We start from the raw sequence: 17,277 nt of genomic DNA on the forward strand, positions 1-17,277 counted from the left end.
GAAGTCTGCGACCTGTGCATCCAGCAGACGAGAATAGCACGCGTGCAGCAACGATCAGTCTGATGACGGCCGATGAGCCCAATCTTGCCGCGGCCCCACTTACCTCTCCCGCTTGCGGGAGAGGTCGGCGCGTAGCGCCCGCAAGCGGGAGAGGGAGCGCACCTCGTTCGCGGCCACGATTGAACGCTACCCCGCCAGCTTCGCCAGCCCGTTCCAGTCAAAACCGATGCCGTGGCCGGGCCGGTCCGGCGCCAGCGCCATGCCGTCCTTCAGCACCAGCGGATGCTCGATATATTTGTCCAGCCCGAAACCATGCGCCTCCAGATAGGAGCGGTTCGGGCAGGCCGCGAGCAGATGCACGGTGATGTCGTGCGCACCGTGGCTGGTGACCGGCAGGTTGAAGGCTTCGGCCAGCCGCGCGATCTTCATGAACGCACTCACGCCGCCGCAATTGGTGACGTCGGGTTCGGGATAGGACACCGCGCCACTGGCGATGTAGTTCTTGAACTCCCACAGCGAACGCAGATTCTCGCCGGCCGCGATCGGCACGCCACCGGCCTGCATGATCCGTGCGTGGCCTGCGACGTCATCGGGAATGATCGGCTCCTCGAGCCAGGTGAGGTCGTAGGGAACGAAAGCGCGGGCGGCACGGATGGCCTCCTCGACGGTCCATTTCATGTTGGCATCCGCCATCAGCGGAAAACCATCGCCGAGATGCTGCCGCATCGCGGAGACGCGCGCGACGTCGGATTTCAGGTCGGGCCGGCCGACCTTCATCTTGATGGCGCGAAATCCTTTGGCGAGATTGCCGTCGGTCTGCTTGAGCAGCGCGTCGACGGAGAGATCGAGGTCGATGCCGCCGGCATAGCACGGCACGGCCGCGTCGAAACCGCCGAGCAGGCGGAACAGCGGCAGCCTCGCGCGTCGCGCCTTCAGGTCCCACAGCGCGATGTCGAGCGCGGACAGCGCCAGCACCACCGGCCCGCCGCGGCCGCCATAATGCAGCGCCCACCAGAGGTGATGCCAGATCGCTTCGGTGTCGTCGGCCTCGCGTCCCTCGATCAGTACGGGGATCTCGCGCTTGAGGATGTCGGCGACGGCGCCGCCATTGCGCCCGACGGTGTAGGTGTAGCCGACACCCTCGGCGCCGTCGGCATCACGGATGCGGCAGGTGATCAGCTCGAACGCGGCGATCTCGCCATGGGTGGAGTCGGAGAGCGTGATGGGGAGGGGGACCCGGTAGAATCCGGTCTCGGTCGTTGCGATGCGCGCCATGGTTCCTTCCTGCGTTTTCTTTGCAGGCTAGGACGGTGCGCACCGGCGGGCAAGCGCGCACCGTGCAGGGCGGGTCACCGCATCGTCGCGAGCTGCAGCGCCAGCGCGCAGGCGCGGTCATATTCGTCGAGATTGATCCACTCGTCGATCGTGTGCGCCTCGTTCTGTCCGGCGCCGAAGGTCACGGTCGGAATGCCGTGGCGGACCATCCAGTTGGCATCCAGGCCGCCATTGGCGGCGCGGACGTTCGGAGTACCGCCCACGGCAGAGACCGCCGCGATCGCGCGTTTGACCACGGGCAGGCTCTCCTTCATGCGGAACGGATAATAGTCGGTCTGCGCCTTGAACTTGACCTTGCCGGATTTGCCTTGCGCGTTGGTGACTTTCTTGGCGGCCTTCTCGAACGCGGCCTTGTAGGCCTTGGTGATCTCCTTGAAGAACTTCCCGTCATGGCTGCGGCATTCGCCGCGCACATGCACGTAGTCGGTGACGACATTGGTGGCATCGCCCGCCGGGCGGCCCTCGCCGCCGGTGACGGGACCGACATTGCTGGTGCCTTGCTGCTTGCCCTTCACCACCTTGCCGAACCAGCCGCCCGCCTTCACCTCGGCGAGCGCCAGCGCCATGATCATGGTCGCGGAGATGCCGCGCTCCGGCGCCACGCCGGCATGCGAGGCGCGGCCGAAGATCTCGACGGTCCAGCGGTCGGCGCCGACCGCGCCGATGACGACGTTGGAGGCCAAGCCGCCGTCATAGTTGAAGGCCATCACCGGCGCACCGAGCTCGTCGAGCTTGACGTGGCGCGCGCCATAGAGCCCGCTCTCCTCGCGCACGCAGAACAAGAGCGTGATCGGCGGATGATCGAGCTTCTGCTTTTCGAGCTCCGCGGCCAGCGCGATTGTCGCCGCCGAGCGCGGTCTTGGCCTCGTTGACGATCTTGCGCCCCGATTTCTTGGGTCTAGCGCCGGCGCAGAGCGGCACGGTGTCCATGTGGGTCATGAACATGATGCGCGGCTGGTTGTGCAGCGCGCCGCGGCCGGGCAGGTCGACGATGAGGTTGCCGGTCTCGGTCGGCACGGGAATGCGCGTGTTGGCATCGTCGAGCCGGATCGCCTTCGCCGGCACGCCGCTTTCCTTCAGCGCGGCCGTGAGCTCTCGCCCGATCGCCGCCTCCTGTCCCGTCACGCCCTCGACGGAGAGGAAGCGCATGAGGCGGTCGGTGGCGGCCTTGGTGTCGACGGGCATGAGTGATTCCTTTGGCAGGCGGGGCGCGTCATCCTAGAGCACGATCCGGAAAAGTGTGCAGCGGTTTTCCGAAAAGATCATGCTCAAACAAATAACCTACAGCGCGATGACGATTCATTCTGATCTCATCGCGCTTTATGGACTTGGCGAGGTGTAAGCCAAGAAGATCAGCACGCCGAATGCCAGCACGGCAGCCATGAACAGCAGCACCGCCGGCAGCCCGGCGAGTGCCGCCACCGCACCGGTGACCGACTGCATCAAGGCCGCGCCGAGAAAGAACGCGAGGTTCACGGCCGCGAGCGCCTTGCCCGCGGTTTGCGCATCGACCAGCTGCCGGGACATGCCGAACAGCAGCGGCTGCGCGGAGGTCGCAAGGCCAATGAGCACGAACAGCACGAGGTCGTATTGCGGCGGCATCATCGGCATGCCGAACAGCACGGAGACCGCGTAATGCGGCGCCCCCAACGCCATCAGCGCCAGGAGCAGCGCCCCGACCATATGCGAGGCCGCCACCAGCGCGCGGCGGCGGCCCAGCCTGCGGTCGATCATGCCGATGCAAAGAGGACCGGCGATCATCGCCAGAGTGAACGCGCCGAGCTGGTTGCCGGCCTCGACCCGCGACAGGTCCTTGACCTGCATCAGCCACGGCCCGCCCCACAGGCCGCGCAGCACCAGCGAGCTCGCGAGCGACACCAGCGCCAGCGCGATCAGGCCGCGCAAGGGCCGTGACAGTCCGAGCCGGAGCACCTCGATCATCTGCGATAGCGGCGAGGAATCGTCCTTGTGCTCGGCCGCCTGGTGCGGCACCAGCGCGAACACGGCGAGCGCCACCGCGATGCCGCCAGCTGCGGAGATCCAGAACCCGGCGCGCCAGCCCCAAGTGTCGACCACGAAGGCGAGCGGGCTCGACGACAGCAGCATGCCGATATTGCCGATCGAGAGGATCGCGCCCGACCATAGCCCGAAGCGGCCGGCCGACAATTGCTTGGCGGCAAGAGTCATCGGGCACATCAGCATGCCCGAGGTGGCAACGCCGAGCAGCACCTGCCCGACCGCAAAGCTCGCAGGCCCGGTCGCAAACCCCGACGCGATGGCGCCGATCACGGTTCCCGCGAGCAGGCTGAGCGCCACCGGCCGCACACCGAAGCGATCCATCGCCGCGCCGACCGGAATCTGTGCCGCGGCAAAGGCGAAGGGATAGACCGAGGTGAGGCTGGCCAGCGCCTGCGGCTCGATATGGAAATCCGCCGCCATCAGGTCGAGGCTGACCGCCGGAATGGTGCGCAGCAGGGTCGAGAGCATGTGCCCGCAGGCCAGCGTGAGCAGCGCAAAGATCAGCGCGCGGGTGCCATCTCCCGCGTCTTTCGTGGCAGCGGTCGTCATGGGCGTCCCGTCCCGAGAAGATTTCGGATCGGCGTACATGATCGCGGGGCGGGCGCCAATGGCGGCAGCGGGACCCCCTCATTCCGGAATGTGGCTTCTCTGGATCACCGCGCGAATGACCAGGTGCAGGCAGCCGGCCATCAGCATGACGCTTGCCGAGTGCCGGCCGTCACGACGGCGCGCTTGGCAGGCGTTCAGGCCTCGGACGGTTGTGAACCAGGACGGCCGCCAAGACGTTATGCTCGGGAAAACGTGGTATCCTGCCAAGCGGGAGGCGCCTCGATCTGCGGCGGCAGCGGCAATGTCCTCGTCCGAGAGTCCAAGTCAGACGACCAGTGACGCGGCCCGCCGAGAGCGGAGAAGGAGCAATTCCTTACTGTTGGTCCTCGCCGTTGGATTTCTTGTTTTTGGCGCCGCAGCGGGTGCACTCTATTATGCGTTGCGGCCGGACGTTCTCAGGATCGCCGTTGGACCGCCGGGCAGCGACGACTACAAAGTCATTCAGGCGATGGCCGATGCCTTCGGTAGCGAAAGCCGAACGATCAGGCTGGCTCCGATCAAAACCGAAGGGGCGGTGGAGTCTCTCGCCCTGCTTGGGGCCGGCAAGGCGGACCTTGCCGTCGGCCGGGGCGATCTGGAAATGCCCGCCGCGGCGCAGACTGTCGCCGTCTTGCGCAAGAACTTCGTTGTGCTGTGGGCGCCGTCTGGACTTGCCGGCAAGGGCTCGAAAAGAAAGAGCCCGCCGAAAATCAAGGAGGTCGCCGATCTCGCAGGGCGCCGTGTCGGCGTGATCGGGCGGACCGCGGCGAACGCCGCGTTGCTGCGCGTCATCCTGAGCGCCGCCGGAGTGCAGGCGGACAAGGTCGCGGTGACGCACTTTGGCACTGAGCAGATCCAGGAGCTGGCACGCGATCACACCCTCGACGCATTCATGGCGGTCGGGCCGCTCGACAGCAAAATTACCGCGGAGGCCGTCGTCGCAACGGCGCGGGCACGCGGCGAGCCGAAGTTTCTCGCCATCGAGACATCGGAAGCGATCGCCCTGAAGCATCCCCGCTATGAATCCGAGGAGATTCCGCCCAGCGTCTTCAATGCGGATCCAGCTTGGCCGGATGACAAAGTCGAGACGGTCAGCGTCAGCCATCTCATCGTGGCGAGAAAGACCTTGTCCGAAACGACGGTCGCCGCCTTTTTCCGGCAGCTCTTTGCCGTTCGCCAGACGATTGCGCGGCTGGCACCCGGCGCTGCGCACATCACCAAGCCGGACCTCGAGAAGGACACCGAGCTGCAGGTCCATCGGGGAGCGGCGGCCGTCATTGACGGCAATGAACGCACCTTCCTCGACCGGTATGGCGATTACTTCTGGTTCGGGCTCCTGCTTCTCTCCGGAATCGGCTCGGCCGGCGCCTGGTTGCGCCGCTATTTGAACCGCGACGAAAGGGAGGACAATACCAGCCATCGCAAGAGAATCCTGGCCATGGTGTCCAGCGCGCGGACCGCGGAATCCAATCAGGAACTTCTGGCCCTGCAGCGTGAGGCCGACGCCATCATCGCTGAAACGCTCGAGTGCTACGATGACGGCGCTATCGAGGGAGAGGAGCTGGCGGCATTTGAGCTGGTGCTCGACCTCTTGAGCAACGCCATTGCCGAGAGGCGAGCCGCGTTGCAACGCGCCACCCTCGAAACCGTTCGCGGCGCGGTAGCGGGCCATGGCGCTACGCCGCGCGGATAAGGTCGGCCATCTCAACCTCTTGCAGCTCGCTCCGCGGTGCCCGCGACGGCTGCCATCGCCGCCTCTCCGTACTCATCGCCGTTCGGGACCTTCGGTCAGCGGACGATAGGAACAAAAAAGACATCGTCGCTCTTACCTCGGTCAGGAGATCTACTCATGCTGTCCTCAAGACCGCCACGGCCCATTCGCACAACGCTCGATCTTACGAACGCAGTGCAGGTCAAGTCCGTACGCAGGCGGCTTCGCATCTCCAGTACCGATCTGGTCAGGATCGTCGACAAGATCGGCAACTCTCTAACGGCCATAGAGAAGGAAGTGGAGATCGAGAAGCTGACCGTTCAGCAGTGTAATGCCAAGGATACGCCCACGACCCTCGAATAAATTCAAGTCATCAAGTCGAAGAGGAGAATTGCGATGAAGGCTGACGCACTGGCGATCCGGTGACGTCATTCGCAATTTCGCGTGCAGAGAATGGATGATCCGCACCAGGTGAATACCATCATCGCCACGACGGTTTGCGCGTTCTTCAAGGGACATCCTGACGTCCAAATCGCAACCGAAGAAGCCAAGCTGCTGGCCAAGCAGATCACTGAAGCGCTGAACGAGGCTGGGCTGCAGATTGCTGCCGTCAATGAGATCACGCCGCGCTAGCGCGGACATCAATCCGCCTAAAGTCCCGATGAATCCGCCGAAATTGGCTCCCTGCGGACCCTCACCCTTCCTGCCAACGTTCCGTTTGCGCCCGAGAACTGCCGTTTCGGGTGCTTCCCGAAGCGCCTGCGAGGCAGACGCCGCCGCAAGCGGATAAGCCGCGGCGCGGGCGGCCCGTGACAGGACCGTATCGGGAGAATGACCCCCCTCCGGTAATCCTGGATCGCTCAAGCTCGCTTCGGTTGTTCATTCGTGGTACGCGTTGACGACCGCGCGCTGATCTTCTGTTGCCGAAGCACGCTCCAGTTATGCGAGGGAGGCGAGAATGACGGGTACGGCCAGGCGCCGCTCTGGATGCACGCTCTCCGCACACCTCCTGCTTGGAGTGGGCATATTGCTCACTGGCGTGCTTCCGGATCATGCGGAGGAGGCGCTAAACTCGCGTGGCGAGGCGCTCTACCGCACGCGCTGCGCATCGTGCCACGAGGGTGGCGTGACACGCGCGCCTGACGCCAACGCGCTGCGGCAATTCAGGCCTGAGCGGATGAGCTTTGCCTTGATGTTCGGCATGATGAGCCAGCAGGGGCGCGACCTGAGCCAACGCGAAATTCAGGCCATCGTTCGCTATCTCGTCGGGACAGCGCCGGAGCAGCAGCAACCACTGCCGGATTCCACGTGCGGTGAGCGGGGCCCCGCGCTGGCGGACGCTTCGTTGCCGCGCTGGAACGGCTGGGGCGTCGACATCGCTCAACACCGGTTTCAACCCGCTGCCATGGCCCAGCTTTCGCCCGACGATGTTCCGCGTCTGAAGCTCAAATGGGCGTTCGGCTTTCCCGGCGATACCAGAGCCTACGCGCAGCCGACGGTTTGGGGCGGCCGGGTCTTCGTGGGCAGTGCGGGGGGCAAGGTCTATGCGCTGGATGCCAGACTTGGCTGCCAGCGCTGGGTGTTCGACGCCGGCTTCGGCGTACGCACCGCGATCACCATCGGCGAGGATGAGCGGGGCACGACCGCCTATTTCGGCGATCAACGCGGTGAAACTTATGCGCTCGATGCCGAGAGCGGAAAGCTGCTGTGGAGGCGACGTGTCGATGCGCATGCGGGGGCCGTCATCACGGGCGCGCCGACATTGGCCAATAATGTGCTTTATGTGCCAGTCTCCTCCGTCGAAGAGGTATTGGCGATCGATCCACGCTATTCTTGCTGCACCTTCCGCGGTCTGATCGCCGCGCTCGACGCCAGGACCGGCGAGGTGCTGTGGCGCGGCTATGTCAGCCCGCCGGCCCAGCCAATCCGCCTCAACGAGATCGGTGTCCAACTCTTCGGACCCTCTGGCGGCGCCATCTGGTCGTCGCCGACCGTCGACCTCAAGACAAGTCGGATCTATGCGACGACGGGCGACAGTTATCTGGACCCGGCTTCCACGACCTCCGACGCGTTTGTGGCCTTCGATCTGGGCACCGGACGGCTCGCCTGGTCGCGGCAGCTGACCGAGGGTGATGCCTACAACGTCGCGTGCAGCAGCCAGTATCGCGCTAACTGCCCCGGCACCAAGGGTCCCGATTTCGATTTCGGCTCCTCTCCGATGCTGGTCGACCTACCTGACGGACGTCGTGCGCTCATTGCCGGCCAGAAATCCGGCATGGTGTACGCGCTCGATCCGGACCGCGATGGTGCCATCATCTGGCAGCGCCGGGTTGGACTCGGCAGCACGCTCGGCGGCGTGCAATGGGGCTCCGCTGCGGATGATGCGAACGTCTATGTCGCGGTGTCGGATGTCGGCATGAAGGCCGTGCCCCCGGCCGCCGCCGGCGCGCAGAAATCGGTCTTCGGGATACCCATGAAGCTCGATCCAAGTCAGGGCGGCGGGCTGTATGCGATGAACCAGGCGACGGGCGAGATCGTCTGGCACACGGCACATCCGGGCTGCGGTGATCGGCCGGGATGCAGCCCCGCGCAGTCGGCTGCCGTAACCGCCATTCCTGGTGTGGTGTTCTCCGGCGGACTGGACGGTCACCTGCGGGCCTATGCCGCCAAGAGCGGCGAGATCATCTGGGACGTCGACACCATGCGGGACTATGCGACCGTAAACGGCGTGTCGGCACACGGCGGCTCGCTCGATGGACCGGGACCGGTGATCGCCGGGGGCATCCTCTACGTCAACTCGGGCTACACCAATTATGGTACCGCGCCCGGCAACGTGCTGCTCGCCTTCTCCGTGGACGGACAGTAGGCGGGGAGTTTTCGCGCAACGCGGTTGGAATTCACGAGAAAGTCCGCTGTGCGCCGTAAGCAGAGCGAAGCGGACACGATTTATGATGGGCCGTAGCTCCGTTCGAACGTATCGACGTTCGTGGTCACGGCGCGCCACCAGTTCACCGGTTTCAGCTTCGCCGGCTCGCCCTCCCTGGACGCGCGCAGCGCCTGGTCTGCGACCACGAACCAGGCGGTCTCCATCTTTCCGTGACGCAGCAGTCCGGTATAGGAGACGGCCCGGTCGCCCGTCGCAGACGAGCCTACCGCGACAAAGGCGATGCAATTGCCCCTGTGAAACCCGGTGACCGGCACCGCTTGCCCGTAAAAGCCGCTGTCTTCGAGCGCGGTCTCGAAATTCCCCGCGATGCGGCCGTTCGCATCATCAGTGATGCGCAAGATGGAGCCGAATTGATTTCGCCAATTGCCGACCCAAGCCACATCGGATCCCATGTCGGTTCTCCTACGCTCGTCCATTCGGCGCCGCGCGCAGCCGGCGCAACCGATGCAGCTCCTTTGCTGCGTCCTTCATCAGGCCGTCCGCGGCCTTGCGTTCCGCACCGACGATGAAGCCCGCTGCGAAAGCCTGGGCGCGGCGGTGCGCAGGCGGCGCCGTCAATGCGGCCTCCGTCGCCAGCTCGCGATGCGCCATGAAGTCGTTCAGCGATCCCAGCGCGGATTGAATCTGCTTCAGCCGGTCGGACAGGGCTGCGAGCTCGTTCTGGTCGCCATCGCTGTAGAGGCTCTCGAAGAAATCCACGGCGTAACGAATCTTCTTGATCTTGATCCGCAGCTTGTGACGCTGCATCGGATCGAGATCGTTCAGTCGATTGCCCTGCTTGCGCGCCTTCCGGATGCGCCGATCGAGAATCTCCGCAGCGTAGGCGGCGATCGCGCCATCGTCATCGGTGTGAAGCCGTCCGCCTTCGATCCACTCGATCACGTCGATCAGCAGGCGGCGGTAACGCCCCGACATCACCGCCTCGCGTGCGCGCTCGAATGCCGCCTGTCGTTGCCCGGAGAACCTCTTGCGGATCGCGCGGGCGCCGCGTCGCGGCACGTCCTGCTCGGTGATCGGCCGGATGCTCTCGTTCAGGAACACGTCGATTTCACGCGCAGGCGCCAGTTCGCCCGTGAGCCATTTCAGCTCGGCCTTGATCCGCGCAGTGCTCGCGCGCGGCAAGATATCGGCGAACAGCGAGATGGCCGCCCGCAGGCGCCGCAGGCCGACGCGCATCTGATGGACTCCTTCGGCGTCCATGTCACGCACCGGATCGGCATTCGCCGTGACGTGACGCAGCGTCGAATGCGCGATGATCCGGAAGGCCTCGCGCGGCGACAGCCCAGCCTTCAGCGCGATCGGCTCGGCGCGCTGCGCGCCGCCGCCACTGCCCGCGACGAGCAGATAACCTCGCTCGGCCTTCGAGCGCAGATCGAGCTCTGCCCCAGTTCTGCGCTCGACATCGCGGGCAAGGCGGAACAGGTCTGCAACATGGCCGGACTTCAGTTCCAGCTCCAGCTCGGCAACCGGCCGCGAATGGCGTCCGGCGCTGATGCGACCGCGGTCGACCGCAAGTTCAATCTGGCTCTTCCTGACGCGTCGCGCCTGCGCCATGCGATGAATGTCGGTCCGGAAGACCGGCTTTAGCTTGCGAGGGAGCTTTCGGGTCGCAAGCTCCTGGAGCGGCGTATGCCTCGTCTTGCTCAGGTCGGGGTTTGCACCGGAAACCTCGTGCTCCCATTCGCCCCGCGTCACGCTGCCCGCGCCGCCGGCTTTCACGGTCTGCACGTAGCGGCCCTCGATCTTGCGGACGCGCAACGTCACGCCATGGCGTTTGAGCTTATGCTTGGTCGTATCGTAGTAGGTCGATGCGAGCGACTGTTCGCACTGGTCGCCGCGCCGCCCGCTCAAACGGCCCTTCCGCAACACTGACGACAAGTTTCGCGGCGCAACGCGGAATTTCAGTTCCGTTTCGGAGGTCATGGCGAATTCTTCCATTTGTCGAATTCAAAGCGATGCCAGCGCGGGAAGTTCCGACGCCGCGATGCAATGGCTCACAGACGGACCGTATGGGAACATATGGACCGTTGATGGATCATTGAGTTGTCGAATTTCTGAAAATCGCTACCGCCCCTCGGTGGGCTAGCCCGACTTCAGCTCGGCCAGCAGCTTCCTTGTCTCGCCCAGCAACTCCCGGATCGCCCGCTGCGCCGCGAGTCCGTCCTGCGCGAACGCGCCATGCTTCCGCGCATTCTGATTTCCCCTCGGTGCGCCTGATCTCCGTGCGCCGCCGTGCATGCGGCAGCGGGCCTTGCCTTGCCTCGCCGGCGCGCGGCAGACGGTACCGCTGCGTGTCCGTGCGCCGCAGCGTGGGCTCGACTGCATGGCATCTGTATTGCGGATGTGATCGCGGCTCATGCGCTGGCGCCGTTCTCTGCATTCGCAGTCCTATCCGTCGCGCTTGCCTCCGCCACGATCACGTTCGCGTGCTGCGTGACGTTGCCCACGATTGCGCTGCCGCCGTCCTGCACCGACACATTCTGCACCGTGATGGCGCGCTCGCCATTGCTGCGGTGGCGGCTGAGGGCCTCGATCTGGGCTGCAAAAGTGCGGGCCAGCCGGGTCAATGCGCGGGTGACGCCTTCCTGCTGCTGCAGATGGTCGGTGAAGGCGAGGCGGCAGGCGGAGCGCATCGCCGCGACGTGGACGGACACCATCTGCGCCACCAGCATGGTCTCGACCGAATCCCTGGGTGCGATGCTCGTCATCATCGAGATCATGAAGGCGAGGTTGGCCTCATTTGGCTTCTGCTCGATCACGCTGGCCTTGAGCAATTGTTGGAGGATGCCGTGCAGCGCGTCGCGATCGACGGCGCCGAGCGCCTCAGCCAGCAGCCGCTCGCCGGCTTGCGGGTCGGGATGTTGGATCTCCAGGCGCCGCCGGGTGAGCTTGATCCGGGGCGTCGGTCTGCTGCGATCCGTTGCCGCGATCGGTAACGTGCTGGTGCGATGGGGAGTTGACGTCATGTCCTAAGGTCCTTTGCGGGCGCGAGCGCTTGCGGCGCGAAGCCGGTCGCGCGCGTGCCGCGCGGTGATTGCAATTTTCAGATGTCGATGAAGGACTTACGCGCAACCAGCTCGCGGCGTGCAGGGCTGAAATGGCCTGGGCGCTCACGGCTGTTGCGATCATGCCATTATGCCGGTGTTTTGCCCGACGTGTCAATTCGAATTCGCAATACCAGAAATTCGCCTTGTCCTGCCCAAGTCCTTGTTTCGACAACGGTCGGCTACTGTGCATGGGGTTGTTTTCGCATTTTTTGTTGCGGAGCTGCTCTTTCGTGCCGCGCGGCGGAATGCCGACGCGCAAACGCGATTGCGAATTCCGGCGCCGCCGCTCATCATCGACCTTCGAATGCGTCGCACCAACAAGCATGCACAAGCGGCGCGATGAGGTCTGGGGAGGGAACGAATGCAACGAACGCTTCGCCTGTTGGCGATTGTCGCCGGATTGTGCGTCACGACACAGGCGCTCGCGCAGAAATATCCGGCGCGCCCGGTCAAGATCATGGTCGGCTTCAGCGCCGGCGGCCCGGTCGACGTCGTCGCGCGCATCATCGGCGATCGCTTAAGCAACAAGCTCGGGCAGCCCTTCGTGGTCGAGAACCGCGCCGGCGCCAATGGCATGATCGCCGCCGAAGGCGTCGCGCGTGCGGAAGGCGACGGCTACACCATCCTCGCCTGCAACTCGTCCACCATCACGCTCAACAAGACGCTGTTCAAAGATATCCGCTACGATCCGGAGAAGGACTTCGCGCCGCTCACGACCGTAGTCTCGGCGCCGCTGGTGCTCGTGGTCAATCCGGAGAATCCCAAGACCGCCGGCATCAAGACCGTAGCCGATCTCGTCGCCGCCGCGAAGGCCGCCCCCGGCGCGCTCGCTTACGGTTCGGGCGGCAACGGCAATCTCGCCCATCTCGCCATGGAGCTGCTCAGCCAGAAGGCCGGCATCAAGATGATCCACGTGCCTTATCGCGGCGGTTCGGCGTCCGAGGTCGGCCTGCTCGCGCAAGAGGTGCTGGCGGTGTTCGATCCGCTTTCCGCCGTGCCGCTGGTCAAGGCCGGCAAGCTGCGCGCACTCGCGGTGTCCTCAGCCGAGCGGCTGCCGGCGCTGCCTGATGTGCCCACCGTCGCGGAAGCCGGCTATCCCGGCTTCGACATCTCGTTCTGGGTCGGCTTCTTCATGCCGAAGGCGACACCGGCACCGATCCTGGAGACGCTGCACCGGGAGATCGTCACCGCTGCCAAGGATCCGGCGGTTGAAGAGAAGCTCGGCTCGCAGGGCGTGGTCAGCGTGCTCAGCTCGACTGAGTACGCCGCCAAGATCGCGAAGGAGACGAAGGAACTTGCCGAGGTCGTGGCGGCCGCGAACATCAAGGCGGAGTAGGAAAGTCTGCTTTGCTCGAAATAGCCGTCATCGCGACGCGCCTACTCGCCGCTGGCTCTTCTTAACCTCTCCCGCTTGCGGGAGAGGTCGGCGCGTAGCGCCGGGTGAGGGCTCTTTCCTCTTGGGGATTGTCCCGTTGTGGAGACACCCTCTCCCCAACCCTCTCCCGCAAGCGGGAGAGGGAGCGCACCTCGTTCGCGGCTGCCTTCGAAGCTCGCGATAAGCCGGTGTAAGCGACGCGCCTATTCGCCGCCGGCCAGTCGCTGTAGCCGATCAAGCAGCGGGCGTTGTCCTGCATTGATCCTCTCCTGCGCCTCTTTGAGCGTGAACCATTCGGCACGGTCGACCTCCGGGAAGGTCTGCCGTTTGCCGCTGCGGGGCGGCCATTCGATCTCGAAGGTGTTGCTGCGAAGGCTGCTCGTATCGATGTCGAGCTCGGCAGCAAACGCGGTGACGAGCTTGCCGCCGCGCTGCTTGACCTCTCCAAGCGCGATCAGCGGCACGGACAGCTCAAGCCCAAGCTCTTCGGCAAACTCCCGCCGCGCGGCGATTTCCCCATCTTCTTCGTCCGCATATTCGCCCTTCGGGATCGACCATGCGCCGAGATCCTTGTTGCGCCAGAACGGCCCTCCAGGATGAACGAGGAGAACCTCGAGCCTGCGGCGCTTCCGATAGGCGATGATCCCGGCACTCTTCAATGGCATCGCAAGTTCCGTGCAGACACAGGGTCCATCCCCCCTGTCCGGGAAAGTGGAACGGAGCGTTTTAGCGCTCGCGCGGCTCCAAAACTAGCCGGAAGGCCGTTCGCGCGATGCGAAGCGAATGGCGCGGGCCTTCGCGCTCTTGCCGGCCGCGCGTGCTGCAATCATGCTGCGGGCCTTGCCGTGCGCCGAAGTGTTCTTCCGGAGCATGGTTGCGAACCGCTTGCGGGCGCGGCTCGCCGTCAGTCGCGCGGCAAGCTGTTCGGCTTTGCGGATGATGGTCGTGACCGATGGCGTCAGGTTGACCGGAACCCAGGCGACATCCCTGGCTTTCGAGAGGCTGCCGATGCCTTCGCACGGCGCCTCGCGCGGCAAGTCGATCCGGATTGCGAGCGCTTCCGCGCGCTCGGTCCAGTCCTCGGCCTTGGTGCCGGTGATGATGCGAACATAGTCGCGCGTCTCGCGCGGCAGCTCGCTCTCCTTGGCAAGCCACTTCTGGATGCGGCCGGGACCTGCATTGTAGGCGGCTGCGGCGAGGCCGAGATTGCCGAAATCGTCACGGAGCTTGCGTAGGAATTTTGCCGATGCCGGCAGCGCCTCCATGGGATCGAAGGGATCATCGAGCCCGACCTCGGCGGCCGTTTCCGGCATGAACTGCGCGACGCCCTGTGCGCCGGCGTGGCTGACCTCGTTGGACTTGAAGCGGCTCTCCTGCCAGATCAGGCGCGCGAAGAACGGCACCGGAATGCCGCTGGCTTCGGCGGCTTCGCGAAGCGCGTGGCAGAATCGGTCTGTCGGTGAAACCGGACCCTCGGCGACGGTTTCGGCCGCGCGCGGCGGCTCGCTTTTCTCCTCAAGGGCCGCGTGTGCATTCGCGAGCTCGATGGCCTGCACGCTGGCGAGGAAGAGTTCGACCACCGGAACAAGTGGCGAGGCATGATTGTTCTGGAGAGTAGTGGCGTCGGATGCTGATGTTTGCCGGGACGCCGGCGGATCGAGGTCGCACAACAAAATCATGAACGCGGCGCAAGCCGCGACGACAAATCGCATTTGCTGGGGCAACCTCGAACTGTGGGATGAACGGCCAGCGATGCGCCGGCAATAAGGAATTCTTAACCGCGCGATTGCGGCAAAGCTGCGGTCTCATGGGTTCCGTCGGTGTTACTACGGTGTTCCCAAAGAGAACTCTCCGCGGTTTTGCGGATCACTTTGCGAATTGGGACGAGCGATCATGATGCGATGGATGCTTGGCGCGGTGATGTCGCTCTGGTTTTTCTGCCCGGCACTCGCGGGCAATTTCGATGCAGTGGCGGTGAATGATGCTGCGCGTCCCGAAAAGCAGCCGGCGACCGACAAGCTCAACGCTTCGGTGACGAAGCTTCAGATCCTGCTCGATCGTGCGCAATTCTCGCCCGGCCAGATCGACGGCAAGTTCGGCGAGAACGCGCAGAAGGCGATGAAGGCGTTCGCCGAGCAGAACGGGATCGCTTTCGACAAGACGATTGCCCCGGAACTGTGGGACCAGCTGAACGCAGCGAGCGAAGGTCCCGTCGTCGTCAACTACACGATCACCGACGCAGACGTGAAGGGGCCGTTCCTAAAAAGGCTGCCGGCCAAGCTTGATGAGATGAAGTCACTGGAGGCGCTGAGCTACACCAGTCCGCTCGAAGGGCTCGCGGAAAAATTCCACATGAGCGAAGAGCTATTGAAGACGCTCAATCCAAGGAAGGCTTTCGACAAATCCGGCGAGACGATCGTCGTGGCCAACGTTCCGGCGCAACGGGAGCTTCCGCGCATTGCGCGGGTCGAGATCGACAAGACGCGAGCGACGTTGAAGGCGTTTGACGGCTCCGGTCGTCTCATCGCGTTTTACCCGGCGACAATCGGCAGTCCGGATCGTCCGACGCCGATGGGGACGCTGAAGGTAACCGGCACCCACGAGCAGCCGACCTATCACTACAATCCCGAGTACAAGTTCAAGAGTGTCAAATCCAAAAGGCCGTTCGACATCAAGCCGGGGCCGAACAATCCGGTGGGTTCGTACTGGATCGGACTGTCGGCGCAGGGCTACGGCATTCATGGAACGGCAGAGCCCGACAGGGTCAGTAAGTCCGCGTCTCACGGCTGCATCAGGCTCACCAATTGGGATGCGCGTGTGCTCGGCGAGAACGTGAAGCGCGGCACACCCGTCGTCTTCCTCGATGCGCCGACGGATACGTCCTCGAGGCAGCAGGGCAAGACGGCCGGCAGCCGCGCCTCGAATTAGTCTTTCGGAAAATCCTTGCGCATCGCGATCTCGGCGGCATCGCCGGGCGACAGCACGGTCTGGTCGAAGGCCGGTTGCGGCTTCGTCATGATGTCGTAGAGCGAAATGCCTTTGATCGGCTTGCCCATCAGCTCGCGGACACAGTCGGCGAGCGTGCCGTTGTAGACGAGATAGGGCGGGCCTCGGTCCTTCTGCCTCTGCCCCTTCAGCGACGGCCACTTCTTCAGTTCGGCCGGCGCGTCATAGGCGATCGGCGATCCCTCTTTGAACATGCGCTTGGCTCCGGCGGCTTTGGACTGCCAGGAATCCTAGAGCCGCCGGGTAAATACGCGTTAAAGAATTAGTTCAAATCAGCCGGCAATGAAGGCGAGCAGGGTGCCGTTGGCCTTGGCCGGCGGCACGCAAATCGCAGCTCCGCTGCGCACAGCGACTGATCCCAGCGCCTTCTCGGTTGCCGCGAGATCGCCACTGATGAGCACCAGCGCCGCGCCGCCGCGCTCTGAGAGGCCAGCGAGCGGCACGCCGGGATAGCGTTTGCCGAGTTGGTCCAGCGTCAGATAGACGAAGTCGGCACGGTCGCCGCCGGAGGGCACGGTGACCGCGCCGTCGGCATCCGTTTTCGGCTCGCGGTCGATCAGCCGGCCGAGATGCGCGGCCTCGTTCGCAGGCTCGGGCGTTGCGATCAGCGTCTGCTTGATCCGCCTGGTCGCATTGGCGTGCTTCATCAATTCGGGAATCCACACCGTCTCGCGAGTCTTGTGCTGGCAGGCGAAGATACGCACGCCGCCGGGCGCTTCCGCGGTCGGCCACATGAAGGTACGGAATCTCGCCGCCGAGACCGTGCCATCAGGCAGCGTCACCGGCCGTTCGAAATCGGTCGGGCCGATCGGCGTCAGGCCGCGTGCGCGGATCTCCTCGGCGCCGGCGGCGGAATCGATTGCGGTGAAGGCGATGCGCTCGATGCCTTCGCCGTGCTTGTCGAGAAAGGCGCGCGCCGGGGCATTGAGCTCGGTCGCAGCCAGCACGCCGAGCAGCTCCATATAGTCGGGGTCGAACATGATGGTGTAGTTGCCGGTGCCCATATGGACGCTGTGGGTGCCGCGCGGGGAGACGGTGAAGCCGAGCTGCCGGTAATTCTCGGCGGCCTGGTCGAGATCCTTCACCATGACCACGGCGTGGTCGATACCGATGACGTTCTTGAGAGCCACTGTTCTTTCCCCGCGCATGCAACTGACTTTGGCCGCGGCGGCGGCCACGGCTCCTGTCTACGCCGGATAGACGGTCGAGTCATTTTCAATTCGGTGGGAGATGCGGGAATTTCATTCCG

General features: G+C 64.5%; 16 protein-coding genes and 1 pseudogene. 6 read left to right on the forward strand and 11 right to left on the reverse strand.

Annotation, left to right across the window (positions count from 1 at the left end):
- Window positions 1-186: 186 nt before the first annotated feature.
- The 3 genes and pseudogenes from LRP30_RS11370 to LRP30_RS11380 form a co-directional block, all read right to left on the reverse strand.
- Window positions 187-1,275, reverse strand: a complete 1,089-nt coding sequence (locus LRP30_RS11370) for a mandelate racemase/muconate lactonizing enzyme family protein (RefSeq protein WP_249760355.1) — start codon at window positions 1,273-1,275, stop codon at window positions 187-189.
- A 74-nt stretch (window positions 1,276-1,349) separates the two neighbouring features.
- Window positions 1,350-2,520: pseudogene (locus tag LRP30_RS11375) on the reverse strand (M20/M25/M40 family metallo-hydrolase).
- 135 nt (window positions 2,521-2,655) lie between these two features.
- Window positions 2,656-3,903 (reverse strand): MFS transporter, encoded by a 1,248-nt coding sequence (locus LRP30_RS11380; RefSeq protein ID WP_249760356.1) that lies wholly within the window; start codon window positions 3,901-3,903, stop codon window positions 2,656-2,658.
- 301 nt (window positions 3,904-4,204) lie between these two features.
- On the opposite strand from LRP30_RS11380, the gene LRP30_RS11385 reads away from it, so the two are divergent.
- The 4 genes from LRP30_RS11385 to LRP30_RS11400 all read left to right on the forward strand — a co-directional run bounded on the left by LRP30_RS11385 (window position 4,205) and on the right by LRP30_RS11400 (window position 8,519).
- Window positions 4,205-5,635 (forward strand): TAXI family TRAP transporter solute-binding subunit, encoded by a 1,431-nt coding sequence (locus LRP30_RS11385; protein ID WP_249760357.1) that lies wholly within the window; start codon window positions 4,205-4,207, stop codon window positions 5,633-5,635.
- A gap of 156 nt (window positions 5,636-5,791) precedes the next feature.
- The gene (locus LRP30_RS11390) at window positions 5,792-6,016 is read left to right on the forward strand and encodes a DUF3606 domain-containing protein (RefSeq protein ID WP_249760358.1); all 225 of its coding nucleotides are present in this window, start codon (window positions 5,792-5,794) and stop codon (window positions 6,014-6,016) included.
- A gap of 90 nt (window positions 6,017-6,106) precedes the next feature.
- A complete protein-coding gene (locus LRP30_RS11395; protein ID WP_249760359.1) occupies window positions 6,107-6,286 on the forward strand; it encodes a hypothetical protein in 180 nt (59 codons plus the stop codon).
- Window positions 6,287-6,611: 325 nt separating this feature from the next.
- Entirely contained in the window at window positions 6,612-8,519 is a 1,908-nt protein-coding gene (locus LRP30_RS11400) for a PQQ-binding-like beta-propeller repeat protein (protein WP_249760360.1), read from the forward strand.
- An 80-nt stretch (window positions 8,520-8,599) separates the two neighbouring features.
- Here the strand turns inward: LRP30_RS11400 and LRP30_RS11405 are convergent, their stop codons facing one another.
- The 4 genes from LRP30_RS11405 to LRP30_RS11420 all read right to left on the reverse strand — a co-directional run bounded on the left by LRP30_RS11405 (window position 8,600) and on the right by LRP30_RS11420 (window position 11,566).
- Window positions 8,600-8,992 carry an avidin/streptavidin family protein gene (locus tag LRP30_RS11405; protein WP_249760361.1) on the reverse strand — a complete coding sequence of 131 codons (393 nt, stop codon included), beginning with the start codon at window positions 8,990-8,992 and terminating at the stop codon, window positions 8,600-8,602.
- A 10-nt stretch (window positions 8,993-9,002) separates the two neighbouring features.
- Entirely contained in the window at window positions 9,003-10,523 is a 1,521-nt protein-coding gene (locus LRP30_RS11410) for a CYTH and CHAD domain-containing protein (RefSeq protein WP_249760362.1), read from the reverse strand.
- A 159-nt stretch (window positions 10,524-10,682) separates the two neighbouring features.
- Window positions 10,683-10,958, reverse strand: a complete 276-nt coding sequence (locus LRP30_RS11415; RefSeq protein ID WP_249760363.1) for an HGGxSTG domain-containing protein — start codon at window positions 10,956-10,958, stop codon at window positions 10,683-10,685.
- Entirely contained in the window at window positions 10,955-11,566 is a 612-nt protein-coding gene (locus LRP30_RS11420) for a hypothetical protein (RefSeq protein ID WP_249760364.1), read from the reverse strand. The genes LRP30_RS11415 and LRP30_RS11420 overlap by 4 nt, the downstream gene beginning before the upstream one ends.
- Before the next feature lie 442 nt (window positions 11,567-12,008).
- Between LRP30_RS11420 and LRP30_RS11425 the strand changes: the two genes are divergently transcribed.
- Complete coding sequence (locus LRP30_RS11425; RefSeq protein WP_249760365.1) at window positions 12,009-12,983, forward strand: tripartite tricarboxylate transporter substrate binding protein; 975 nt, start codon at window positions 12,009-12,011, stop codon at window positions 12,981-12,983.
- A gap of 242 nt (window positions 12,984-13,225) precedes the next feature.
- On the opposite strand, the gene LRP30_RS11430 is transcribed toward LRP30_RS11425, so the two are convergent.
- Window positions 13,226-13,687, reverse strand: a complete 462-nt coding sequence (locus tag LRP30_RS11430; protein ID WP_128939594.1) for an NUDIX domain-containing protein — start codon at window positions 13,685-13,687, stop codon at window positions 13,226-13,228.
- A gap of 84 nt (window positions 13,688-13,771) precedes the next feature.
- Window positions 13,772-14,734 carry a lytic transglycosylase domain-containing protein gene (locus LRP30_RS11435; protein WP_249760366.1) on the reverse strand — a complete coding sequence of 321 codons (963 nt, stop codon included), beginning with the start codon at window positions 14,732-14,734 and terminating at the stop codon, window positions 13,772-13,774.
- 181 nt (window positions 14,735-14,915) lie between these two features.
- On the opposite strand from LRP30_RS11435, the gene LRP30_RS11440 reads away from it, so the two are divergent.
- A complete protein-coding gene (locus LRP30_RS11440; protein ID WP_249760367.1) occupies window positions 14,916-15,950 on the forward strand; it encodes a L,D-transpeptidase family protein in 1,035 nt (344 codons plus the stop codon).
- On the opposite strand, the gene LRP30_RS11445 is transcribed toward LRP30_RS11440, so the two are convergent.
- Both LRP30_RS11445 and LRP30_RS11450 read right to left on the reverse strand, forming a co-directional pair.
- Window positions 15,947-16,222: a hypothetical protein gene (locus LRP30_RS11445; protein WP_128935257.1), complete on the reverse strand. Its 276-nt coding sequence runs from the start codon at window positions 16,220-16,222 to the stop codon at window positions 15,947-15,949. The two genes, LRP30_RS11440 and LRP30_RS11445, sit on opposite strands and share 4 nt — an antisense overlap.
- A 78-nt stretch (window positions 16,223-16,300) precedes the next feature.
- Entirely contained in the window at window positions 16,301-17,158 is an 858-nt protein-coding gene (locus LRP30_RS11450) for a VOC family protein (protein WP_249760368.1), read from the reverse strand.
- Window positions 17,159-17,277 lie beyond the last annotated feature (119 nt).

It is taken from the genome of Bradyrhizobium sp. C-145 (assembly GCF_023375135.1).
GTDB lineage: Bacteria > Pseudomonadota > Alphaproteobacteria > Rhizobiales > Xanthobacteraceae > Bradyrhizobium > Bradyrhizobium zhanjiangense.